We start from the raw sequence: 24,644 nt of genomic DNA on the forward strand, positions 1-24,644 counted from the left end.
ACATGGAGTCAGCACAATGAATAAAGTGGTTACCAATGCACACGTTGCTTTAGCAGATGTGGTCAAAGATCATCAAACCATTGCCGTAGGTGGCTTTGGCTTATGTGGTATCCCAGAACTTTTAATTGATGCGTTAATGGATACGGGTGTAACAGGTTTAACCTGTATTTCTAATAATGCAGGAACAGATGGCATAGGCTTAGGTAAATTACTTGCCACCAAACAAATTAAAAAAATGATTTCATCTTATGTCGGTGAAAATAAAGAATTTGAACGTCAATTTTTGCAAGGCGAACTAGAAGTTGAACTGACACCACAAGGGACATTAGCCGAAAAACTCCGTGCAGGGGGGGCAGGTATTCCTGCATTTTATACACAGACAGGCGTCGGTACCTTGATTGCAGAAGGCAAAGAAGTCCGTGAATTTGATGGAAAACCTTATATTTTAGAGCCATCACTCACCGCAGATCTTGCTTTGGTTAAAGCCTATAAAGCAGATAAAGCAGGTAATCTGGTGTTCCGTAAAACTGCACGAAATTTTAATCCTGACTGTGCGATGGCAGGAAAATTCACCATTGTCGAAGTAGAACAGATTGTAGAAATTGGTGAAATCGACCCTGATGATATTCATTTGCCCGGCATTTATGTCAACCGAATCGTGCTCAATGCTAACCCTGAAAAGCGCATTGAACAAATGACTTTAAAAGCAGTGGAGGCTTAAAACATGGCTTGGACACGCAATGAAATGGCACAACGTGCAGCACTTGAACTTGAAGATGGTTTCTATGTCAATTTGGGGATTGGTCTGCCAACGCTGGTTGCGAATTATATTCCTGAAGGCATACATGTGTGGTTACAGTCGGAAAATGGCTTACTCGGTATAGATGAATTTCCAACCGCAGATACAGTCGATGCAGACTTGATTAATGCAGGTAAACAAACTGTGACTGCACGTCAGGGGGCCTCCTTTTTCTCAAGCTCTGAATCCTTTGCCATGATCCGTGGTGGTCATGTCAATATTGCGATTTTAGGGGCAATGGAAGTTTCCGAAACAGGTGACCTTGCCAATTGGATGATTCCCGGCAAAAAAGTCAAGGGTATGGGCGGTGCCATGGACTTGGTAGCAGGTGTTAAAAAAGTCGTTGTTTTAATGGAACATTGCGCCAAAGATGGCAGCCCGAAAATTGTAGAACAATGTCGTTTACCACTTACAGGCAAAGCTGTAGTCAGTCGTATTATCAGTGACTTAGGTGTCATGGATATTACAAGTGCAGGTGTTAAATTGATCGAGTTAGCAAATGGCGTGAGTTTAGAATACATTCAGCGTGTGACAGGTTTGAATTTGATTACATCTGATCTATAAATTTTTAAAATTCAATGCTCATATGAGCATGTAGTCAAAATACCTCAGTTTTTATTCCGAGACAAAAAGTACGCCCGATAAATATCGGGCTTGCTACAACCGTTGATTAATGTGAATGCCCTGCCCCCACATTACCTTTTGGTCTTGGGCATAACCAAATGATGAAACCTGCGAAAATAAAAACCATCGCAAAGATTAAAAACACATGATTCACTGAAATGGTTAAAGCCTCTTTATCCACCAAGTTTGAGATGGTACCGAGCGCCATTTCTGGGCTAAAGCCGCTATTGACCAAATTCCGCTGAGTCTCTTCCACATGCATTGTAGAAACAATTTCGCTGCGTGCTATTTTGGTATGATCATCCCAAATCGTTACCGCAATGGACGCCCCGATCGCGCCTGCCATTGTTCGCATAAAGTTCATTAAACCTGCTGCTGAAGCGACTTCATCAGGTCTTACCACACCCAATGCAATATTTGAAAGCGGAATAAAGAAAAATGGTACCGCAAAACCTTGGATAATTTGTGGTAATGCCAATGCCATAAAATCAGCATCACTGGTCCAAAATGACCGCATCAAGGTCACCCCACCCAACATCATGAGACCAAAACTCGACAAAGCTCGTGGGTCATATTTGGTGGCTAACTTTGCCACAATAGGTGACATCATCAAGCTACCAAACCCCATGGTTGCAGTCAGATAACCTGCCCATGATGCAGTATATCCTAAGTTAATCTGTAACCATTGTGGGATCAGTACAATGCTGCCAAAGAATGCGGCGAAGGCAAACGCAAGAGATAAGGTCGCAATGGTAAATCCTCGATAACGGAAGATTTGAATATTCACAATTGGATGTTTTTCGTAATATTCCCAAATAAAGAAAGCAATGAAACCAACCACCAAAATAACGGCTAAAACACAAATTAAATTACTGTTAAACCAGTCCCGTTCATGCCCTAAATCAAGCATTAATTGTAAAGCGCCGATCCAAACAATCAGTAAAGCCAAACCAATCCCATCAATAGGTAGTTTTGCAGTTGGTGTTTCAGCAACTTTCAGCAGACGCATGACCCCTATAGCACACAGTAGGCCTACAGGAATATTGATAAAGAAAATCCAGTGCCATGACCAGTTATCACTGATCGTACCGCCTAAAATCGGTCCTAAAATCGGACCCACAACAGTCGTCATTGCCCACATTCCCATGGCTTGAGAATGCTTTTCGGGAGGGAAAATATGCATCAGCAAAGTTTGGCTGAGTGGCATAATCGGCCCACCAAACAAACCTTGACCAATACGACAGATCACCAACATAACTAAACTGTTCGATAAACCACATAAAATTGAAAATGTCGTAAATCCAATCAGGCAAATGCTAAAAACACGAACAGCGCCAAAACGCCCTGCCAACCACCCAGTTAATGGAACACAAATTGCTTCAGCAACCGCATAGGAGGTAATCACCCAAGTTCCTTGTGAACTTGAAACTGCCAAACTGCCTGTAATATGAGGAACAGATACATTGGCAATGGTCATATCTAACACAACCATAAAATTTGCCAATGCAAGGAAAAAGGCGGCAAGTAATAATTTACCGCCCTTTAACTCACCTTGAAATGTTGAGCTGTTCATAGGCGATTACTTCGCTGATGAGGTATCAACCTCAACTGTCATCGATAATCCTACACGTAAAGGATGCGCTGCTAACTCTTTTGCATCTAGCTGAATACGTACAGGTAAACGCTGTACCACTTTAATCCAATTTCCTGTTGCATTTTGTGCAGGAATCAAAGCAAATGCCGAACCTGTGCCCCCAGAGAAACCGATCACGGTGCCATGATATTCAACTTTTTTACCGTATAAATCTGAAGTTAAAGTCGCTTTCTGTCCGACTTTCACATTTTTTAATTGGCTTTCTTTAAAATTTGCATCGACGTACAACTCAGATAATGGCACGATTTTCATCACACTTGTACCCGGTGCGATACGCTGTCCAACTTGAATACTACGACGCGCAATTACACCATCCAAAGGTGCTTTGATTTCTGTACGCTCTAAATCTAAAAGTGCTTGATCAAGTTTGGCTTGAGCCACTAAAACATCTGGTGTTGATGTTTGTGATGTACCCTTGATTAAAGCTTCATTGGCATCTAAGTTACTTTGCGCTGCTTTACGTTTTGACTCTGCTTGTGCCAAAGCAGCTTTAGCAACATCAACACTGGCTTTGGCATTATTTAAAGCACTTTGCGACTTGGTATATTCTTCTTTAGAAATCGCTCCTGAAGCACTCAATTGTTGACGACGGGCAAATTCTTGCTGTGCTTGTTGATACCCGACTTCAGCTTGTGCCACCTGTGCTTTTGCGCTGTTAATATCATCGGCACTGACTAAAATTTGTGAAGACAATGAACTGCTATTTGCTGAGCTTTGTGTATATTGACGTTTTGCTTTCGTCAACTCTGCCTCTGCCTGAGCAACTGCAATTTTGGCATCACGATTGTCAATTATCGCTAAGACATCATCTTTCTTGACTTGCTGTGTATCACTCACCAACACTTTTTCAACTTGACCACTGACCATTGAGGTGATTTCAGCAGTTTCTGCGCCAACATAAGCATTGTCAGTTTCAACCTTATTACCAAATAGCAATGCCCAAATGGCATACAAAATGGCAATTCCTATCACCAATAATGCAAATATTTTCAGCATTTTTTTACGTTTTTGTTTGGCTTCATCGTCTGCTTGAGATGGAGTTTCATTTGGGGATGCATTCGTCATCTGCGCTTCGGTCATCGCATATTCCTAGCTTTTATGAACCTAATCACCTCATTGCACCAAACCAAATAGAAATGAATCATGATTTCAAGATTCAAACTGATGCAATAAAGCTTTTTTAAAAATGTGGGGGTCAATTTTACAGATAAAAATCATATCGTGAGAATAAAAATATTACTCAAGAGTTTAACTTCATTTTTTATATAGAGACTATTGATATTTATATTTTTTTAAATAAAAAATAGAGCATTAAAAGCATTATTTTAATGCTCTATATTGACATAAATCATACAAAGTGTACTACTGAGTACATTTAGTCAAATCAATCAATATGCATAAGATGCAATCGCTGTCGCAATTGCCTTACCTTCATCATTGACCATAGTCATGCGCATGGTGCAACCCTTACGCCCCATACGCAAAGTTTCCGCTTTGGCAATAAAATATTGACCACGACCTGGTGCAAGATAATCCACCCGCATATCTACGGTCGCCAAACGAGAAACTTTTTTCAACGTGTCTGCTAGTTGCTCAGGCTCTGCTTTTTTATAAAGCTCGCCCATCGCCACAATTCCACCAATACTGTCAAGTAAAGTTGCAGCGACACCACCATGTAAGATTTGAAATGCAACATTGCCAATCAAAAATGGTTGCATTTCAATATAACCTTCAATTTCATCATTGACTACACGCATTTGCATTGCATTATGTGAAAAATAAGGTGATGTATTAAAAGCTTTGGTGAGTTGACTGAGAACAACATTTAAATCAGCTTTAGCGCCTAGATGTAAATTTCCAGTCCACTTTTTTGGTGATTCACTTTTATTTGAATCATCTTTGGGAGAATCAATCGTCATAATTTAAAAACCAATACAGAGAAAAACTTTCAGCTTTTTGCAAAAAAATAGATGAAAGGGCTACAATGAGTGACTTAGTTTAATACTGAATATCGAGATTGTTATGACTTATACGTTCAATCGTCCTGCTTTTCCAGCCACTCGCATGCGCCGTATCCGTAAAAACGACAAGCTCCGTGCCATGGTCAGAGAAACACAACTGACAGCAGATCATCTCATTTATCCAGTATTTGTACTGCCGGGACAAAACCAAACCCAAGATGTGGCTAGTATGCCAAATATTCAACGTTTATCAGCGGATTTATTGTTGAAAAAAGCAGAAACATTGCTTGAGCTTGGTGTCTCTAAATTGGCTTTATTTCCAGTAACACCCCAAGAAGATAAAAGCTTAACCGCAGAAGCTGCATGGCATGAAGACGGTTTAGTTCAAAACACCTTACGTTTACTTAAAAAAGAATTACCAGAGATGGTGCTGATCACAGACGGCGCACTCGACCCATATACGACACACGGTCAAGATGGCATCATTGACGATACAGGTTATGTGCTCAATGATGAAACTGTACAATGCCTCATCAAACAAGCCCTCAGTCATGCTGAAGCGGGTGCCGATGTCATTGCGCCAAGTGACATGATGGATGGACGTATTGGGGCAATTCGTCAAGCTTTAGAAAGCAATGGTCATATTTATACTAGTATTATGGCGTATTCAGCAAAATATGCGTCTAGCTTCTATGGCCCTTTCCGTGATGCTGTCGGTTCTTCATCAAACCTTAAAGGTGGTAATAAATACAACTACCAAATGGATGTCGGTAACCGTGCAGAAGCTTTACATGAAATCGCTTTAGACATTCAAGAAGGCGCTGACATGGTGATCGTTAAACCTGGTATGCCTTATCTTGATGTCGTGCGTGAAGTCAAAGACACCTTTGGCGTGCCTACTTTTGTTTATCAAGTCAGTGGTGAATATGCCATGTTAGCTGCTGCCATTCAAAATGGTTGGCTTTCTGAAAGCGTGATTATGGAATCACTCATGTGCTTCCGCCGTGCAGGTGCAGATGGAATTTGGACGTACTATGCAGAACAAGCAGCACGCCAATTAAAAGAGATGAAGTAAGACTTTCTACTTCTTATTTTTTTAATTTAAATTCTACTCAGTATTTAATTCGCGGTAGGTGGCATGGATGCCACCGTTGGACTGGAGGAAAGGGAATTCCTCTCAGTCCAACAAAAGATTTTTGTTACTTTTCATCTTTGAAAAGTAAGGAATTACCTACGCAAAGGTACATGCCCTCAAATCAATATTTGTGGTTGTGCTCATTTTTTAGTGTTACGCGTTGAAACATCATTCAGATCATTTCAACTTAAAAAAGTGGTATTGGTTTTCATGCATATCGCCATCATTGGTGCAGGAGTAAGTGGCTTACTCACCGCCCTCGAACTTGTTGAACAAGGTTGCACAGTCACCATATTTGACCAACAACATGCAGGTCATGCAGCCTCATGGGCAGGTGGAGGCATTCTTTCACCCATGTATCCTTGGCGCTATCCACGAGAAGTGAACTATCTCGCACAACATGGTAAACAACTCTATCAAGATTGGAATCAAAAACTTTTCCCTGCAACAGGCATCGATTTTGAAATTCATGAAACAGGAATGCTGATCTTTGATGAAGCTGATTTTGAAATTGGACTCAATTACAAAGACCAATACCAAGAACCGATGCAACATTGTGAATATTTACAACGCGAATCACTAGAAACCGTTAACCCACATATTGCCGAACAATTCCAACATGCGATTTATTTCCCACACTTGGCAAATGTGCGTAATCCAAGATTACTCAAATCATTAATTTCATATTTAAAACAGCATCCTAATGTCGAAGTGATTGAAAATACTTGGATTGAAAAGTTTAATCTTCAAAATAATCAAATTCAGTCTATTCAAAGCTCAAATGGTCAACATTGTGCAGCAGATCAATTTGTGATGACGACAGGTGCTTGGTCAAATACATGGTCAACACAGCTAAAATGCAGCATTCCCGTTGAGCCTGTACAAGGGCAAATGTTATTGTTTAAAACGCCTGAAAATTGGTTGCCCACCATGTGTATGAACAATGTCATGTACCTGATTCCACGTATGGATGGTCATGTCGTGTGTGGCTCGAGCATGAATCATCTTGGTTTTGACCAACGTCCAAGTGTACAAACACAGCAAAATATTTATAGAGCCTGTACGGAAATGGTACCTGAACTGGCAAATTTCCCTATTGTGAAACAATGGGCAGGCTTAAGACCAAGTTCACCGACAGGCATTCCCTATATTGGACAAATGCCTGACATAGAAAACCTTTGGGCAAATTTTGGGCATTATCGCAATGGGCTTTGTATGGGTCCCGCTTCAGCACGCTTACTGCGTCAGATGATGCTCAAACAAGACACTATAGTCGACCCACATGCCTATTCAACTCAACGTTTAACCCAACTTGACGCAGTATGATGATGCAAAATCATCAATGGATAATTTGTTTTAAGGCACTGTCCAAGTCTATATATTGAAATTTAAAGCCTTCATTCAGTAAACCTTTGGGTTGCACATATTGACCATTTAACACCAATTGTGACTGCTCGCCCATCAAGAGTTTCATCACAAAACCCGGTAATGGCAAAAATGGTTTACGCTTAAATAATTTGCTAGCAACATTTACAAATTGCATTTGATCAATATGATCAGGTGCAACCACATTATAAATTTTTTGGTCTGATTTGCTTTGAAATAAAAATAAAATCGCTTGAATGACATCATCAATATGCACCCAAGTCATCGGTTGGTGTCCTGATCCAATGCGTCCAACTAAGTTCAATTTAATGGGCAATAACATTTGTGGAAGAATGCCACCATTTTTACCAAACACGACACCTAAACGCATAATTTTGGTGTTTTGCGATGGATTAGACCATGCTACTGCTTCCCATTTTTGGCAAAGTTCAGACATAAAAATCGCTTGAGGAGGTGAAGATTCATCACAAACATTTAACCACTGCTCAGTAAAATCTACCCCATAATAACCAATGGCAGAACCTGAAATTATGCATTTAGGCTTAATTTGATATTGTGTGAGTGCTTGATACAATTTTTTTGTGGTATTGACTCGGCTTTGCAGCAGTTTTTGTTTACGTGCTTCTGTCCAGCGACCTTGACCAATACTCTCACCTGCCAAATTCACCACATAATCTAGTGAAATATTTTCGAGTGCAGTGAATGAGTCAATCCATTGTAAGTTTGCATGGTTTGAAATATGCATCTTTCGTGACAATGCAATGACCTGAAAATCATGCTGTAACAAATAGCGTAACAAATGGCTGCCAATAAAACCTGTTGCACCAGTGACTAAAACGGTCTGCATGAATGAAACACTCTTTTGATTATTATAAACTCCATTCAAGCATACTTTTTAAACACTCACAAAGCTGCATTATTTACTTATGAAAACATTTTCGCGGCCATACGCTGTGCCTGTTTACCATAAAACCAGTAAGTAATCAGAAATAATGGAATCGCTAACATTAACCACATCATGCCAGAGACCATGAGAAATTGTGGGCTTTGCATATAGAGCAGAAAATTATTCCATACTTCAGCATCATGACGTGCAAAAATCATCACCCCAATGAAAATGCCAATTAAATTATATATCCAAAAAATCAGGCTAAAACCAATAGAGAACTTTTTCTGCTCGATTTTACTGGGTGCACGTTTTTGTTGCTTTAAAAAAAGTTGTAAAACAATCACCATAGAAATTAGATAAGGTAATGCAGTGAGAATCCCAGCAATTTGACTCGGTAGTAAAGCAACCAAAATACCAACCACCATTGTCAACACCAAACAAATTACAAAAAACCATAAAAAATATTTACTTAGCGATGCCATAGCAGTATTTCCACAACTTAAAAATACATTATAGGAAAATTTTTTAATTTTTTTTAATTTTCTTGTCAACCAAATCAAAAAGACTGTCGTTATATAAGTATAAGGTTGCAGCAACCGCGAACAATTTGCACTGGCATCCGCAGATTTGACTCGGTAACCTTCTATCCCATGAGACCTATAAACTCATGCTTCTACAATTTGATTTGGAACAGCAGCCTAAATCAAATTGAGCGAAGTATCTTAACCGACGATTTATTCATCACTCGAATCGTCGGTTTATTTTTGTCTATAGATTCTGTTTTTTGATGCTCAATCATTTTCTCATCGAATCACTCAAACTCAAAGATTGCGCCTATAAGCTCTTATTTCCTAATAGCTTGAGCGTATAAAACGTTGCCGAATTTTATGATTTAAAGGCGTTGAATAATATTTTTCAATGGCCCAACTCAACACAAACACCAAAATAAAATAAATCGGCAATAACATCAATTTTTCAGCAGGCAAGGTTTCTTTGGGCAAATAAATCACTTTAAATAAGCCTAAAATAATTAAATGAAATAGATACATTTCATAACTACGTTGCCCAATCCAAACCATCACTTTTGAGGTGATCGAAGATGCTTCTGATGGAGTATTTTGCGAAAAACAAAAAATTAATATTGCAGTGCATAGGGCAAAGAGCGAAATCCCCCATGTGCTGACTTCTTTGATAGGTGCGTAAAAATACAGTGCAATCATCAAGACCGAAACGATAGGCATAATCACTTTCAGCGTTTGCGCATTAATTTTGACATGCTGTGCGATGAGTGCCGTTAAACACCCCATTGCTATTCCATCAAAACTGGAAAAATAATGATAAAGATAAGCACCATTTTCTGCACCAAAATGCAGTGAACGGAAATACGGTGCATAAGCAATAAGAGCAAGCAACAGTAAAATAAAGTGTTTTTGACTACGCCCTAAAAGCAAACATAAAAGTGGAAATACGAGATAAAAAACTTCTTCTACAGACAATGACCACAACACACCCAAAGCATAATTCACCCAACCATAGTCAATAATCAGAATGTTCATCCAAAAACTGAAGGCTGAAAAAACCGTTAAGGCATAAGACACTTCGATGCCATTCGGTACTTGGTTCATAAAAGGTTTTAACCCTAAACTTCCCAATACCGTCACCATAGCCACCAATAAAACCAAACATGGCATAATGCGCGCAACACGGCGCATATAAAAATCTTTAAGCTTTATCTGTACCAATGAGCCGTGGCGTTGCAAAGTATGCTGAGTAATTAAAAAACCTGAGATCACAAAGAACATGGTCACGCCATAATTGCCATTACGCGCAATCAAAGTACTGAGACTTTCCCCAAAAATCTGCACGCCCAAAAAAGTATCATGCAACTTGTAGGGAATATTAAAATGGTGGAGCAACACCAAAAGAATTGAAATGCCACGTAAAACATCAATTTTAATATTACGCATCGCAACACTCTGTCATTATTTTTTCCTTTTCTAATCTTCTAATTTTAAACAACTGCCATATTTACGTTGTTCTTCCTCATCCAAATAAGGATTTGGCGTTTTAATACACAGCGCCGTTTTGGTTTGATAAAACGCATAGCCTTGTGTATTTTGATTTAATCTCGCCAAATCAATCGCTTGATGTTGTGCCAAAACATTCAGTAGAACAATTTTTTGATTGATTAAACGTGGACGTATGGCATAAGTTTCCCAACGTGGTAAAGCGACATCAACCAATTTATTGCCCATAAAATTTTTCAGCCAACTGCGTTTTACTGTACTGTCATGCGGTTGTTGCAAAGCTTGCTTAAACTGAGGATTAGGTAATTCAGAAATCACTAAAGTGAGGTAAATATAAGACACATAACGATTCAGCGATTGGTTTTTAAGCAATAATAAAGGCGTAAAAAAATCTGCAATAGGATGCTTTTCAACACTTTTTTGCTGATTTTCATCTTCATAAATAAAATCAAACAAGCCTTGTGGACTTTGTCGATCAACAAGTCGATTGGTCACCTGTTGCATCACAGCAGTTTCACTGGCAAAAGGAAAGCGCATCGACATTTGTGCGAGCGACAACTCAGAGAGCGTATGTTTTTGCCCTAAGCGCTGATTAAGCTGATGAATCAATTCAATATTATCTGAAATTAAATTCAACATAATCATTTTATCTAGCAAGCTTACTGCACTTTGATCTTTGGCAATCAAGGCTTCGGTATAACGCACCAAAGCTGCAACATCCTGTTGAAACAGCAAATGTGCCACATATAAGCGGTGAATTTTCATCATCAGTGTAAAATTCGGGATCGCTCCTTCTACACTCAACACGAGCACTTTCTGCGTCGGTGCTTGATGAAGCAGAGCTTGCCAACGTGCATTTAACACGCTTTGACGGCTATAAATCTCTTCTAAAGCTCTTTGTTGTTTTTGATAAGCCTCAATCCCAATCTCGACCTGTAAATCTTTTATTAACTGTTCAAACACTTTTTCATCTGCTTCAGTTAAAAAATCGCCCTGCAATTCGCTAAATTTTTCAATCGGTTCATCAATATAAACACTGTTGGTTTGATAGAAATTTTTCCAATCACGATGATAAATCTTTTGCCCCAAAAGCTGTTGTTCAGCATCGGTTTTTGCATCAAAACCCAACCATAAAAAGTACGGGTCTTGTTTTAAATCTGTGTCATAAAAACGGACATCAGCTAAAAGTGCTGTAGCGTTCTGTGAAATCGGTTCATCTTGGATCAACCCGAAAACCAGTCCGCTCAGCAGTAAAACAAACCCAAACAACCCCAAACACATTTTTTTTAATCGTATCGTCATTATGTTGTCATCACATCAAAAAATGGATCGTAAAATCGTAAAAATAATCACAATCATAACATTGACACATCGTTAGAATCCCATTTCAATAGCATGAATTTTAACAACGCTAATTTTTGGTCATCTACAAAAATGTTCAATAAAATCATATCAAATCTGGGATTACAGGGTGTTGAAGTCAACACTTGTATTTACACTTCGACACCTCAAGCAGGTCAAGTTGTCAACGGTGAAGTAATTTTTAAAGGGGCTGCATCCAATAAAAATATTAATGGCATCTATCTCAAACTCATGACAACTGCTGAAGTTGAAAGCAGTGATCATGAGTTTAACCAAGCGTTGACCATCGCACAGTGGCATATTAGCGGTGCATTTGAACTGAAAGCTAATCAATCTCATAGCTTTCCATTTTCAATCCAATTGCCTTTTGAAACGCCAATCACCGAAGTGCAATGTCATCAGAATAAAACCCGTGTGTGGTTACATACTCATTTAGATGTTGACTGGGGGTTGGATGCAACCGATCAAGATTATTTGCGTATTCTGCCGACACCTGCCATGCAAGCATTTTTGCAAGCGATGCAACAATGTGGTTTCTTTTTAGCAACTGCGGATGTAGAAAAAGGTCAATTGCGTGGTGGTCACTATTTTTCGACTATTGGTTGTTACCAAGAGCTTGAATTTTTACCAAAACAGCATTTTAGTGGCATCAATGAAGTGGAAGTCTCATTTGTCGCTCAAGAACATCAAACCCACGTCATGCTTGAAGTTGATCGTAAATTTCGTGGTGATCAATTACGTAGTATAAGCATTCCGAATCAGGGCGTTTCAGTGCCAAATTTAGTACAAAATATTAAACAGATTTTGAATATTACTTAATTTAAAAAGCTGCTAAATTAAAAACTTAGCAGCTTTTTTTTTCATAGCAAATACCATCAACTTTTATCAATATTTTTATGATTAAACATCCCCGTTTACTATCTTTAAAATCTCAGCAAATTTTGCAATTCGTGCTTTAGGTTTGGCGGCATCTAACTCGGCTGTTGAGCCATAACCATATTCTACAGCAATGGTTTCAATGCCATTTTGACGTGCACCCAAAATATCATGTTCACGGTCACCCACCATTAAACACTCTTCAGGCTTGAGTTGTTCTTTTTCTAAAATATACGCAATCAACTCCCCCTTGTTGGTACGTTCGCCATTGAGCTCGCTACCATACGGATATTCAAAATATGGTAATAAATTAAAATGATCTAAAATTTGACGTGCATAAACTTCAGGTTTCGCTGTAGCTAAAAATAGGCGATAACCTTGATGCTTTAAAGCATCGAGCGTCTGTGCCACATCCTCAAAAACATGATTTTCAAATAGACCTGTCACCGCAAAGCGCTCACGATAGCCCAATAAAGCCTGTTCAGCCAACACATCCTGAACATCCACACCCAGTAATTTTGCCAAAGAAGCCTTCAGCGGTGGACCAATAATCCAATCTATATTTTCAGACTCAGGAATCGGATGCCCGACTTTTGCCAAACCATAACGTGCAGAAGTGGTAATACCAACTTTAGGATCGGTCAACGTTCCGTCTAAATCAATCAGAATATTTTTAAGCACAGATTTACCTTTTACTAAATTCAAGCAATGCAAAATTACAGTCGAGAGTTTTGCTAAAGTTGCCTATACTAACTCAAATTTATCAATTTAAGGATATCATTGTGCGCCCTACTGTATTGTGTTTTTCTGGTCTCGATCCTTCTGGTGGTGCAGGTTTGCAAGCAGATATTGAAGCCATTGGACAAAGTGGCGCACATGCAGCAATTGCCTGTACGGCGCTGACCATTCAAAACTCGCAACAGGTTTTTGGTTTTGAAGCAACGTCTAAAGACTTACTCCTGGCACAAGCCAATGCCTTGGTTCAGGATTTACCAATTAAAGCTGTGAAATCGGGCATGCTTGGCACTACCGATAATATTGCAGCCTTGGCTGAATTTTTACGTGAACATCCTGATTATTTATATGTTCTTGATCCTGTTTTAGTGGCAAATAGCGGTGGTTCATTGGGCAATCAAGAGACTTTAGTCAAAGCCTTTGTCGAGCTGATTCCTTTAGCTACGGTGTTAACGCCAAATACCGTTGAATTACGTGCTTTAACAGGTGAACAAGACTTAGATAAAGCCACAGCTAAGCTGTTTGAAATGGGTGCCAAAGCAATATTGGTCAAAGGTGGACATGAAGATACGCCTGACTATATTCGTAATGCTTTATATGTCAATGGTGAAATGATTTCTGAAACCAAATGTCCACGTTTAGACGGTGAGTATCATGGTTCAGGCTGCTCGCTTGCAAGTTTTATTGCAGGTCGTTTAGCGTTGGGTGATGCTTTAAATGTTGCGGTGAATTATGCAGAAACTTGGTTATTTGGCGTGTTAAAAAATGCTGAAACCCCTGTTGTAGGTGGTCAGAAAATACCGAAACGGTTTTAAATGAAGCATGACATTTACAAGTTTCAAGGTTAAATTGGAACTTGTAAATCACTACTTTAAAAATTAACTGATTTCTAAATAATGACTGACGCAATTTCTGCCCTTTTGTTTAGACAAATAAAGCGCTTGATCAGCTAAGCGAATTAATTCTTCTTGACTTAAATCCCCCGTCGAACTTGCAATACCAAAACTAGCAGTAATCGAAATTTGCTGTTTATCTTTTAAAATAATCAATTCCTGAGCAATTTTTTCCCGACAACGTTCCGCAACTTCCTGTGCTTGTTTCAAGTCAGCATAGGGCAGCAACACAATAAATTCTTCACCACCAAAACGACCCACAATGTCCTTTTGTCTAATGCTTGATTCTAAAGTTCGTGCAACACGACACAATACTTCATCTCCGACATGGTGACCATAGCCATCATTAATGGCTTTAAAATGGTCTAAATCCAGAATAATGACTGAAACTGCATCTGTATAAATATGATTAAGTTGATGACCGATATAACGACGGTTGTATATTTCAGTCAGTGCATCGGTGGTACTTAAGTATTCTATTTTTTTCTCTCGTCTACGCCATTGCGACAGTAAAACTTCAAAGAATAAAATACTAATCAATAAAATTGGCAGGAAAAGCTCTGCCATGCTTCTTACCCAAAATGCATTTTCAAAAACTTGCGTATGATTTAATGCTTCGGTAAATAAAGGCGCATACGCAATCATGTTATTGGAACTTTGGTAGCAAACAATCACTGTAAAGATGGCGATTGGAATCGCGACACCATATAAAATTTTTCGATTATAAAAAACTAGCCCAACCAAAACGATACAAACAAATCCTGAAACCGTTGGCACACTATAAATGCCTACAGTGTATCCCCCATAAATCATGACCATACCAAACAGCGCAGGAGAAGAATAAGAGATTAATGTTCTAAATTTTTGATTATGTTTAAAGTAGTGACACAGGATCAATAAGACCGAAAAAAGCATGGTACAAATAATTAAACTGCTCATCCTCGAAGGATAAAAATCAATATTTAACCACTGTACTTGCTTTTTTATTTTTACATTATGCCAATACCAGAGTATTGAAGTGCTTTGATTTAGCGCACCAAAAAACAGCAACAAGACGCCTTTATCAAAATCATTCCAATTAATGATTAAGTCATCCGTTTCAAATAATTGAAACTTTATTTTTTTAAATATTTTAGAAAAAAATTCTTTCAAATCCCCCCCTAATTCCTCATTTTATAGATATTATAAGTCCCTTAAAACGTTGATACCTTAGTTTTAAAATTTGATCAAGTTCAATTTTTAATTCTTCATCTTTCGATCATCTGTTTTTTTAAAACCAATAGACATAGATAATCACGCCAAAATATTAAAAAAACTGACTACTCATAATGCATTTACTTATATATTTTCAGTCCGTTTATCTTTTAAATTCTGCACATGCTGACGATTAGTTTTCCATGATTTTTCCAATACTTCTTTTTCTATACGTAACTGAACATGTTTCATTTTTTTGGATGAAATAACCTCATCTTTAAAGCCTTTCACATAATCTATCCACGCTGCCCCTCGAAATACATTAGCAGGCATTTGTGTTTTAAACTCGCAGTCAGGCATAAAAACCACAATAGAATGAATCACAGCAGGGTCCACAATATCTGCCAAAATAGTTTCCAAAACTTTTTGATGTTTATAATTTTGATGCAGTGGATTTTGAAATTTATAGCTATTTTTATAGATTTTTTGCGTCCATGTTTTCTGACGTTCATCACCAAAAATCCAACCTTTATAATTCTTGGTTTCAACAACAAAAATGCCATAAGGACTCAATATAATATGATCAATTTGTGTTGTCGTGTTCTGTTCATCAGGTAAGGTACTATCATTCAACAAAATGTACTTTTCTTTGTCCAAGTAAAGTTTGACATGCGTACTCACCGCAAACTCACCTATTTTGCCTTTTAAAAATGGTTTGAATGCTTTGATTGCCCCAGCAATCAAAAATAACGGAATCATCCACCATAGTTGTGAAAAAATGGGGGCGATGATTTGAGAAATGTCCATTTAAAATTTTATGACTTTTAAAAATTAAATCTATTTTATTGTAATTTATATATTTTTAAAATAAATCAAAATCTATTTAATTGTGAAATCATTATTTTTTCTTTAAAACGTTGAGCAAATTCAATCGCAAAATTCTGATCATTCATCAATGACAGCTCTTTAAAGTAGACTGTTTCCTCATAAGTATAAATATTATATAAATCAATTCTTAAACGCGCCCACTCAACAATAAAATCAAACCCATCCCCAAATATTTGATCTAGCTTTTTAAATATTCGAATCGCGTCATCTAACTCACTTGAATCTACGATGATACGATCACATAAATACATTATAAACTTATACAAACATTGCTCAGTATGCTTAAGATTAAATCCCAATTTTCTAAAAAAGCACTCAATAAAATCTAAAAATTCAACAGACTGAATATGCTCATCTAAAGAATAACTCAGTAAAATATCAAGCTCATCCAATGAACAATTTTGCTCTACTAATTTTTCAGCCCATTTAAAATAATCCTCATATTCAAGATGATTCATTAAAAAATATCCCAACATACAAATAGTATTGGAATAATCTACTAGTGGTAATACTTCATCATAAAGAACAAAGCTTTTCCATTTATCTAAACTACAATAAATAATAGAAATAGGATATTGAGAGATTTCTGTACGCCCTTTCCATGTCAAATGAACATCTGCAACTCGTATCGTTCCATCAGTAAATGCATATAAAACATCGTCATTCGCACTACTTTTCGCAATCGCATTTAACTTCGAATTAAATAAAATGTGAGCAGGATGAAGTTCTTTTTCTAATTCGGCATTAAATAATTCTTGCTTATCTAAATCAATAAGATGCCATGGTTCAATCCATTCCATTTTGTATCATCCAATATTAAATCGACTCTAACTTTAACAAAACATCCTTATTCTCCAACCCACCAGCAAAGCCCACCAATTTTCCATTTGCGCCCACCACCCGATGACACGGCGCAATAATCGAAATCGGATTTTTACCATTTGCCGCACCCACCGCACGCACCGCTTTGACATTGCCAATCTGTTCAGCAATGTCTTTATAACTGCGGGTTTCCCCAAATGGAATGGTGAGCAATGCCTGCCAGACTTTTTGTTGAAACTCTGTCCCCTCAAAGTCTAAAGGCACGTCAAACTTTTGACGCTGTCCTGCAAAATATTCATTCAACTGCTTTTGTGTTTCGAGCAAAATGGGATGCTGTGTATTTTCAATCAACTCAGCCAACCGCACACGTTTAGGATCTTCATTTTCCCAAAGGACCGCCACCAAAGCGGTGTCCGTTGCAACCAACTTTAAAACACCCACGGGAGAAGGCATTTCCATATAAGCAAGTTTCATATTTAATCCCCTGTAGTGCATAATCATCAAGAAGAAAGTTTCATTAATACTAACCCAGAAATAATTAAAACTGCAGCCAACATTCGCATGGCAGTAGCAGGTTCGCCTAAAAAGAAAATCCCCACAGCAAATGAGCCAACCGCACCGATGCCTGTCCAAACGGTATAGGCTGTACCCAATGGCAAGGATTTCATGGCATAGGACAATAGAGCAAAACTTGCCATCATAAACACACTGGTCAAAATACTGGGCGTGAGTTTGCTAAAGCCATCAGACACTTTCATAAAGTATGCCCAAACCACTTCCAATAAACCAGCCACCACAAGTAATACCCAAGCCATAGCAATACTCCTAAAAATCAATGTATTAAAATCAAAAAATCCAAGTTAACTGCATCAGTCAACTTGGATCAGAAAATAGCGGTTTTAAGAAGAAGACAGTTTCATCAGAATTAAACCCGATACAATCAGTACCGCCGCCAACATTCGCATGGCAGTGGTCGGTTCACCTAAAATAAAAATACCCACAAGGAATGAACCAATTGCCCCGATTCCTGTCCAAATCGTATAAGCAGTTCCCAAAGGCAATGATTTCATAGCATAAGCCAATAAACCAAAACTCAGGATCATAAAGAAAATCGTAATAACGCTCGGGGTGAGCTTGGTGAAACCTTCGGACATTTTCATAGTATATGCCCAAACAATTTCAAAGATGCCTGCAAAAACAAGAATGACCCAAGCCATGACCAGCTCCAAATTTGAATTAGAGTCAGGTCGTCCTGACGAGTTTTCTTGGTGCAGATTTTGATGATATCGCACAAAGGGAGGTCGTTCCTCCTTTGAATAAACACATTTTAACGTATTTCGCTCTATAACTGAGCATGTTTTACAAAATTTGACCCAAAATACACCGAGAAAAATTAGGGTTTTAAAATTAAAACCCTAAAATAAAGCAAGCTTTAAAACATCAAACTTAAAGTTTAAAACTTAAACCGCACCCCTGCACCATAGCGCCAACCCTTTTCAGCATCACTTTTGACTTGCCATGCAGTTTCATCATTGCCCTTACTGTACTCATAGGCAATATCCAAATATGGCATGACTTTTTTACTGATTTCATAACGGGTTTCAATACCTGTGGTCAGGCTGCTTAAACCTGATTTTTTGGCATATTTAGAATCATCACTGAAAACCACATCGAGATCTAAATAGGGTTTAAAAATCAGTTTTTGCGTCAACAGCAAATCTCGTTCTGTCTCTAGACTAAAACCTGAATACTGGTTTTCCCCTGCATAGAGATAAGCATCGGTTTCAAAGAAATATGGCGCCATGCCATGCAAACCTATCACCGCATCAAGTTTTTCTTCGCTATCTTTAGCATGATGTTTTAACTCGACTTTTTCAGATCGGTAACGCACACCAACTTGCGCATCCCAAAAATCTGAAATCATACGGCTATATAAAACTTTGGCATCAACGTGCGCATCATGAGATTCTGCTTTATCCGCATGAACTTTAATAAAGAGCTTATTTTCATCCGTCCCAATTCGGGTTTCGATTTCGGACTTTAATGCACCTTCACCATCTTCATTGAGCAGCCATTTTGTATCTACCGTACTGACGGCATAAATTTGTGCGCCATGTTCCTTACGATGGTCATGTCCTTGATGTTCTATATGTGCAGTTGCTTGTGGAGATATTACTTGCTCAGTCGTTTGTTGATGCTGTGAATGATCTATTTTTGAATGATTCATCTGCGAATGATCAACCATTTCACTATTTGACGTCGTTGTGGTTGGCGATGCTGACATCATGTCATGTCCTTCATGCGCCATTGCCCAACTGCTCATCATCAATAATGAACTTGCCAAAACAGTGTGTGGAAATAACTTAGTGGTGTGCATGTTGATCTCCTTGCTGTTCAGCTTGATTCGAAGTGTTTGTCGTCGATTTTTGAATCGGTGTGGTGCTGGTTTCTCCTTCGGAAACATTGGCAACAATCAGTTTATTCATCATGCCTGCGCTCATGTGATAGAGCAAATGACAATGAATCGCCCATTCCCCTAGCTCATCTGCGGTTAATAATGCAGTCACGGTTTTTGCAGGCGGCACAATAATGGTGTGCTTATTTGGCCTATCTACCGCAGGCTGACCATTTTCTAGTTGCATAAACATGCCATGTAAATGCATCGGGTGCGCCATCATACTGTCATTGATAAATTTAATACGAATCCGCTCGCCGTACTTCACTTTTAACGGTTCAGCATCGCTGAATTTCTTGCCATTAATTGTCCAGATATAACGCTCCATGGTGCCACCCAAACGAATCACCAATTCACTTGTCGCTTCACGGGTATCGGGTTGTGGGGTTAAGGATTTCAGATCACTATATTGCAAAGCTTTGTCGCCTTGCGGAGTTGATGCATTTGCCCAACCTTCAACCACAACATCAGATTTTGCTGTTGTTGCTTGATGTTCTGAGTGATCCATCTTCGAATGATCCATGTCTTGCATATCACCATGATTCTCTGCTTTTTGATGAATAGCTGAATGATCCATACCTTTCATATCAGCACTGCCATGCCCCATGTCTGCCATATTTAAAATGGCGCGAGGACGTGCTTGTGGCAGATGAATCCCATGCATATTTGCTGTCAGCTCATTGTGCAACGTCCCAATGGCAAAACCTGAACGGTCAATCGACTCCGCTTCAATCTGATAATGTTCATTCTTTGGTTCAACCACCACATCATAGGTTTCGGCTGTCCCTATACGAAACTCGTCTACAGGCACAGGCTGTACAGGCTGACCATCTGCACCGACCACGGTCATTTTTAAGTTCGGAATGCGTACATCAAAAAAGGACATAGCTGAAGCATTAATAAAACGCAAACGAACTTTTTCATTCGGTTTAAACATGCCTGTCCAATTTTGTTCAGGGGTTTTACCATTGATCAAAAAAGTATAACCCGTGACATCAGACAGATCAGTTTTCAGCATACGCATCTGATTCCACATTTTGCGGTCAGACCATGTGGCTTTGACACCATCACGTTGAATTTGCTTCCACACATCGCCCAAAGTTTCACGCCGATCTTGATAATATTCAGCCGAAATTTTCAGATCTTTTTGAATTTGATCACTGGTTTTGTCATGAAAATCGGACAGCATCACCACATAGTCACGCTCGGTTTGTTCATGTGCAGCGAGTGGCTTTCTTTCCTTCGGATAAATCACCAAAGCGCCATATAAACCGTCCTGTTCCTGACCTTTAGAGTGGGCATGGTACCAATACGTACCACTTTGGCGAACCTTAAATTTATAGACAAAATCACCTTGCGGTCGAATCCCGTTAAAACCATTAAAGCCTGGAACGCCATCCATAATGCCAGGCAATAACAGCCCGTGCCAATGGATTGAAGAATCTTGATTTTTTAAATTATTATGCACATGAATGACTGCATCATCGCCTTCCTCAAACTCAAGTAAAGGCGCAGGAAACTTGCCATTGACAGTGATGCGTTTGACCGCTTTGCCTGTGACATTGACCATTCCTTCATCAATGTTTAGGTGATATTCCTTAACCGCTGCAAAACTCCATGTTGAAGACAACACAGCCACAGCGACGATAACGCTTTTTGAAAATTGAATAGACATAACTCAACCTAAATTTCTGAAATTATTTTGAAAATAATGCTTCGGAAAAACGGGTTAAGCTTTAGGAGGACGTAAAATTTCCTGCCAATACCCTGCAAGATGCTGAGCTTGGTAATGAGCTTGTAGTGAATTTTGTTCGAAATGATCTTCAGGAACAATCAATTTGGGAATATCGGTATTAAACCAAACAATTGAAGACTGACAAGAGAACAATGCACAATGCTGACAATCGGCATGCTTTACTTGTTGAGCTTGAATCAATTGCTGATGACAGTCGTTTGAATTTTGTGCCAGCTCGTTATTCTGAAGCTCTAGCGCCGCTAAATCGGCACAATGTTGCTTCATCTCTTGCAGCGACATGTTTTGCATCATTGTTGCATGACTGCTATTTTTCTGCTTTTGTATAGGCTGGTGTTGCATCTGCATGCTTATCTGCATGGTTTTCACAGAAGCAACAGACACACTGCTCCATCCTATGGCAAATACCATAAGACAAACAAACCAAGCTTGTTTGCAAAGTTGTGTGAACATGTCAGCAGTCAATTAAAAATAAATACCGATTTAGCATACCCAATAATTTAAGCAGTAGCAAATGAAGCCCTGAACTCAAGATTATTTTTCTATCTAAAGTGCTACTCATTGCTCATCATTGATCCATTCAATGCTTCAGTTAAAAATTTTGCAATGCAGCGATTCCCCATATCCTGATGCATAATTATTAAACAGCATCACCACAAGAAAACGACTAAAAATAAAGCGAAAATATAATTCTATTTCCAATAAAAAAAGAGCCCACTTGGACTCTTTTTAAACTTATTTTGTATAATTCATAAGCGATTGATCTTATTTCGCTTAAATGCTAAACAATTTATCAGCAAGCTTATCTACACAGTTATCCATAGAGTTATCATCAAACTTATCCACAATTTTATCCATATTATTGTGTAAAAGTCTAAGCCTGTTGTGAACCAACCAATGCCAATTCAGCACGCATTTCATCAATCACAGTTTTATAATCAGGTTTACCAAAAATTGCAGAACCTGCAACAAACATATCTGCACCCGCTTCCGCAATTGCACGAATATTTGCAGGTGTTACACCACCATCTACTTCTAAACGGATATCACGACCTGATGCATCAATGATTTTACGTGCTTGGCGTAATTTCGCCAAAGTCATCGGAATGAATTTTTGTCCACCAAAACCAGGGTTTACACTCATCAATAACACCTGATCAACTTTGTCCAAGACATAGTCTAAATAATGCAAAGGGGTCGCAGGGTTAAACACTAAACCTGCTTGCGCACCACCATCTTTGATGAGCTGTAAAGAACGGTCAATATGATCCGTTGCTTCTGGGTGGAAAGTAATGATATCTGCACCCGCTTCAAGAAAATCACCAATCATGCGATCTACAGGTGAAACCATTAAATGCACATCAATCGGTGCTTTAATGCCATATTTTTTCAAAGCTTTACACACGCCTGCACCAAAAGTTAAGTTAGGTACATAGTGGTTATCCATGACATCGAAGTGCACAACATCCGCACCTGCTGCTAAAACATTGTCTACTTCTTCACCTAAACGAGCAAAATCAGCAGATAAAATAGAAGGTGCAATTAAAAATGGCTTGGACATGGATCAACCTAGCTTGAAATATGGATTTACTCAATTATAGCAAATTTCTGACTAAACTTTGCTGAAAAAGCCTGTAATCGCACATGAAACTCGACTCAGCATTGCAATAATGCAACGAAGCGTTCTATTTAAATGACAGCTTCGTACGTCATTTTTTGTTAGCTTTAAGCAAGCCAAGGAGTAAATGAGAATGAAAAGCAATACTGTTATTTTAACCCATGATGCAAAGCGCATTGCTAAACGCTTACTCAATCATTGGAAACATAAATTTGAAGTCGCTGAAACAGGTGAAAAATTCAGTATTTTTATGCCTGATGCTACAGTCATTTTACATGCACAACCTGAACGCCTCGTTGTCGATCTAGAAACAAAGCAACAAGATGACGCCCATTTACAGCATGTTATCATTGATCATTTAAATCGAATGGCACAGCAACAGTTTAGCGTTCAATGGCAACATCAGGCTTAAAATAAACTTGAAATGAAAGTACTCAATAAAAGAATAGCCTTTTAATTATGGCTATTTTTTCTGTTGTTTTTCAAAATCACGAACCATCTGTATGCGCTCTTGCGTTGCAGGATGTGACTCAAATACTTCAAAAATTCGATCTATTTGTGAGTCGCTCGTGACTTCATCTGACTTTTTCTGCGCCTGTTCAGACTGTTCTTTATCATCTTTACTGTCTGTTTTTTCATATTCATCATTCAAACGCTGTAACAAGTTAGCAAAATGTGCAACTTCAATATGCTGACGATCCATCAAATTTAAAGCATATAAGTCAGCCTGCTGTTCAAATTTACGCGAGTATTTTGCACTCAACATCGCTGCTGGCAAGGAGCTAAAGAGGTCTGAGCTATCACCTGTAATCGCAATATATAATGCACTCATACCTAAACTTGATAAGCCTTGTTGTAAACTATGGCGCTCTATCAAATGTCCTTGTTCATGGGCAAGCACCCCTAAAATTTCTTGATCACTATGTGCTAACTCAACCAATTCATCTGTAACAATGATGGTATTATTCGGCAAAGCAATCGCATTTGCACCTAGACTACTGCCCTTCCTAAACAATAATTTTGCAGGGCGCCCCTCAGCAATTTTTTCAAGATATTGTTTACGAATTTGTTCTTGTTGCCCCTTTGCCAATTGACTCGGTGCTGTCAAATATTGATCAACATAGGTTTCAGCTTCATCACCTAAACGTTTCATACTGTTTTCAGGTAATTGAAACGCAATATAATGCGAAGCAGCAGGAATACCCCATTTCACTAAAGCAAAACCCAAAAAGACCACAAACACCACACTAAACAAAATCAGTGTAGGTGAACGTTCTAATTTCCAAATCGAACGATAGGCTTTTTTACTGTCTAACTGAAACCATTCAGGTAAATGATCTAAAAATTCAATACGGGCATCATCATTGAGCTCAACTGCAGGTTTAAGTTGCCCCAAAGCCCCAATCAGCTGCATATCTGCATAGCGATAATGCCGCACTAAGCGCTGATCTTCCCCATAACGTACTTGTACCGTCTGCGCATCCACGGCAAAAACTTGGGCTTGGTGTGGCTTGGACACCACACCATCATAAAAAATGACTTGTGCAGATTGTGTCATGTGGTTTTCAGCTCG

Annotated in this window: 26 protein-coding genes; 7 read left to right on the top strand and 19 right to left on the bottom strand. The window is 38.6% G+C overall.

The features are described 5' to 3' along the window. Window positions 1-16: 16 nt before the first annotated feature. Complete coding sequence (locus tag G0028_RS14835) at window positions 17-721, top strand: CoA transferase subunit A (RefSeq protein ID WP_180045803.1); 705 nt, start codon at window positions 17-19, stop codon at window positions 719-721. A gap of 3 nt (window positions 722-724) precedes the next feature. Next, on the top strand, window positions 725-1,363 hold the full coding sequence (locus G0028_RS14840) for a 3-oxoacid CoA-transferase subunit B (RefSeq protein WP_174492160.1): 639 nt from the start codon (window positions 725-727) through the stop codon (window positions 1,361-1,363). Between the two features lie 106 nt (window positions 1,364-1,469). Here the strand turns inward: G0028_RS14840 and G0028_RS14845 are convergent, their stop codons facing one another. From G0028_RS14845 to G0028_RS14855, 3 genes are all read right to left on the bottom strand, one after another. Continuing rightward, window positions 1,470-2,996 (bottom strand): DHA2 family efflux MFS transporter permease subunit, encoded by a 1,527-nt coding sequence (locus tag G0028_RS14845; RefSeq protein ID WP_180045805.1) that lies wholly within the window; start codon window positions 2,994-2,996, stop codon window positions 1,470-1,472. Between the two features lie 6 nt (window positions 2,997-3,002). After that, window positions 3,003-4,157 carry an HlyD family efflux transporter periplasmic adaptor subunit gene (locus tag G0028_RS14850; protein WP_180045807.1) on the bottom strand — a complete coding sequence of 385 codons (1,155 nt, stop codon included), beginning with the start codon at window positions 4,155-4,157 and terminating at the stop codon, window positions 3,003-3,005. Between the two features lie 308 nt (window positions 4,158-4,465). Continuing rightward, window positions 4,466-4,996, bottom strand: a complete 531-nt coding sequence (locus tag G0028_RS14855; protein ID WP_130075089.1) for a thioesterase family protein — start codon at window positions 4,994-4,996, stop codon at window positions 4,466-4,468. Window positions 4,997-5,099: 103 nt separating this feature from the next. Here G0028_RS14855 and hemB point away from each other — a divergent pair, with 103 nt between their 5' ends. Continuing rightward, the gene (hemB, locus tag G0028_RS14860; protein ID WP_130075088.1) at window positions 5,100-6,113 is read left to right on the top strand and encodes a porphobilinogen synthase; all 1,014 of its coding nucleotides are present in this window, start codon (window positions 5,100-5,102) and stop codon (window positions 6,111-6,113) included. Between the two features lie 270 nt (window positions 6,114-6,383). Then, window positions 6,384-7,499: a glycine oxidase ThiO gene (gene thiO, locus G0028_RS14865; RefSeq protein ID WP_180045809.1), complete on the top strand. Its 1,116-nt coding sequence runs from the start codon at window positions 6,384-6,386 to the stop codon at window positions 7,497-7,499. A 13-nt stretch (window positions 7,500-7,512) separates the two neighbouring features. On the opposite strand, the gene G0028_RS14870 is transcribed toward thiO, so the two are convergent. The 4 genes from G0028_RS14870 to G0028_RS14885 form a co-directional block, all read right to left on the bottom strand. Further along, window positions 7,513-8,406, bottom strand: coding sequence for a TIGR01777 family oxidoreductase (locus G0028_RS14870; RefSeq protein WP_180045811.1), 894 nt, complete (start codon window positions 8,404-8,406; stop codon window positions 7,513-7,515). Window positions 8,407-8,483: 77 nt separating this feature from the next. Continuing rightward, window positions 8,484-8,930 (bottom strand): ABZJ_00895 family protein, encoded by a 447-nt coding sequence (locus G0028_RS14875; RefSeq protein WP_180045813.1) that lies wholly within the window; start codon window positions 8,928-8,930, stop codon window positions 8,484-8,486. Window positions 8,931-9,299: 369 nt separating this feature from the next. After that, the gene (locus G0028_RS14880) at window positions 9,300-10,415 is read right to left on the bottom strand and encodes an acyltransferase family protein (RefSeq protein WP_180045815.1); all 1,116 of its coding nucleotides are present in this window, start codon (window positions 10,413-10,415) and stop codon (window positions 9,300-9,302) included. Window positions 10,416-10,445: 30 nt separating this feature from the next. Beyond that, complete coding sequence (locus G0028_RS14885; protein ID WP_180045817.1) at window positions 10,446-11,777, bottom strand: hypothetical protein; 1,332 nt, start codon at window positions 11,775-11,777, stop codon at window positions 10,446-10,448. Window positions 11,778-11,909: 132 nt separating this feature from the next. Between G0028_RS14885 and G0028_RS14890 the strand changes: the two genes are divergently transcribed. After that, window positions 11,910-12,656 (top strand): sporulation protein, encoded by a 747-nt coding sequence (locus G0028_RS14890; protein WP_180045819.1) that lies wholly within the window; start codon window positions 11,910-11,912, stop codon window positions 12,654-12,656. An 81-nt stretch (window positions 12,657-12,737) separates the two neighbouring features. On the opposite strand, the gene G0028_RS14895 is transcribed toward G0028_RS14890, so the two are convergent. Beyond that, window positions 12,738-13,394 (bottom strand): HAD-IA family hydrolase, encoded by a 657-nt coding sequence (locus G0028_RS14895; protein ID WP_130075080.1) that lies wholly within the window; start codon window positions 13,392-13,394, stop codon window positions 12,738-12,740. Between the two features lie 101 nt (window positions 13,395-13,495). On the opposite strand from G0028_RS14895, the gene G0028_RS14900 reads away from it, so the two are divergent. Then, window positions 13,496-14,263 (top strand): hydroxymethylpyrimidine/phosphomethylpyrimidine kinase, encoded by a 768-nt coding sequence (locus G0028_RS14900; RefSeq protein WP_180045821.1) that lies wholly within the window; start codon window positions 13,496-13,498, stop codon window positions 14,261-14,263. Window positions 14,264-14,326: 63 nt separating this feature from the next. On the opposite strand, the gene G0028_RS14905 is transcribed toward G0028_RS14900, so the two are convergent. The 10 genes from G0028_RS14905 to rpe all read right to left on the bottom strand — a co-directional run bounded on the left by G0028_RS14905 (window position 14,327) and on the right by rpe (window position 23,014). After that, a complete protein-coding gene (locus tag G0028_RS14905) occupies window positions 14,327-15,493 on the bottom strand; it encodes a GGDEF domain-containing protein (RefSeq protein WP_180045823.1) in 1,167 nt (388 codons plus the stop codon). Window positions 15,494-15,679: 186 nt separating this feature from the next. Beyond that, on the bottom strand, window positions 15,680-16,342 hold the full coding sequence (locus G0028_RS14910) for a nuclease-related domain-containing protein (RefSeq protein ID WP_180045825.1): 663 nt from the start codon (window positions 16,340-16,342) through the stop codon (window positions 15,680-15,682). Window positions 16,343-16,407: 65 nt separating this feature from the next. Further along, entirely contained in the window at window positions 16,408-17,223 is an 816-nt protein-coding gene (locus G0028_RS14915; RefSeq protein ID WP_180045826.1) for a hypothetical protein, read from the bottom strand. A 16-nt stretch (window positions 17,224-17,239) separates the two neighbouring features. Beyond that, window positions 17,240-17,719, bottom strand: a complete 480-nt coding sequence (locus G0028_RS14920) for a methylated-DNA--[protein]-cysteine S-methyltransferase (protein WP_180045828.1) — start codon at window positions 17,717-17,719, stop codon at window positions 17,240-17,242. A 26-nt stretch (window positions 17,720-17,745) separates the two neighbouring features. Then, a complete protein-coding gene (gene sugE / locus G0028_RS14925; RefSeq protein ID WP_180045830.1) occupies window positions 17,746-18,060 on the bottom strand; it encodes a quaternary ammonium compound efflux SMR transporter SugE in 315 nt (104 codons plus the stop codon). 84 nt (window positions 18,061-18,144) lie between these two features. After that, window positions 18,145-18,462 carry a quaternary ammonium compound efflux SMR transporter SugE gene (gene sugE, locus G0028_RS14930; protein WP_130075073.1) on the bottom strand — a complete coding sequence of 106 codons (318 nt, stop codon included), beginning with the start codon at window positions 18,460-18,462 and terminating at the stop codon, window positions 18,145-18,147. A gap of 236 nt (window positions 18,463-18,698) precedes the next feature. Beyond that, window positions 18,699-19,622 (bottom strand): copper resistance protein B, encoded by a 924-nt coding sequence (locus tag G0028_RS14935; protein ID WP_180045832.1) that lies wholly within the window; start codon window positions 19,620-19,622, stop codon window positions 18,699-18,701. After that, window positions 19,609-21,375, bottom strand: coding sequence for a multicopper oxidase domain-containing protein (locus G0028_RS14940; protein ID WP_180045834.1), 1,767 nt, complete (start codon window positions 21,373-21,375; stop codon window positions 19,609-19,611). Before G0028_RS14940 ends, G0028_RS14935 begins: the two co-directional genes overlap by 14 nt. Window positions 21,376-21,429: 54 nt before the next feature. Next, window positions 21,430-21,837 (bottom strand): hypothetical protein, encoded by a 408-nt coding sequence (locus G0028_RS14945; protein WP_227554736.1) that lies wholly within the window; start codon window positions 21,835-21,837, stop codon window positions 21,430-21,432. Between the two features lie 490 nt (window positions 21,838-22,327). Beyond that, window positions 22,328-23,014, bottom strand: a complete 687-nt coding sequence (rpe, locus tag G0028_RS14950; RefSeq protein WP_180045836.1) for a ribulose-phosphate 3-epimerase — start codon at window positions 23,012-23,014, stop codon at window positions 22,328-22,330. A gap of 190 nt (window positions 23,015-23,204) precedes the next feature. Between rpe and G0028_RS14955 the strand changes: the two genes are divergently transcribed. Next, the gene (locus tag G0028_RS14955; protein ID WP_130075069.1) at window positions 23,205-23,483 is read left to right on the top strand and encodes a DUF2218 domain-containing protein; all 279 of its coding nucleotides are present in this window, start codon (window positions 23,205-23,207) and stop codon (window positions 23,481-23,483) included. A gap of 51 nt (window positions 23,484-23,534) precedes the next feature. Here G0028_RS14955 and G0028_RS14960 read toward each other — a convergent pair whose 3' ends face one another. Next, the gene (locus G0028_RS14960; protein ID WP_130075068.1) at window positions 23,535-24,629 is read right to left on the bottom strand and encodes a M48 family metallopeptidase; all 1,095 of its coding nucleotides are present in this window, start codon (window positions 24,627-24,629) and stop codon (window positions 23,535-23,537) included. Window positions 24,630-24,644 lie beyond the last annotated feature (15 nt).

It is taken from the genome of Acinetobacter piscicola (assembly GCF_015218165.1).
Lineage (GTDB): Bacteria > Pseudomonadota > Gammaproteobacteria > Pseudomonadales > Moraxellaceae > Acinetobacter > Acinetobacter piscicola_A.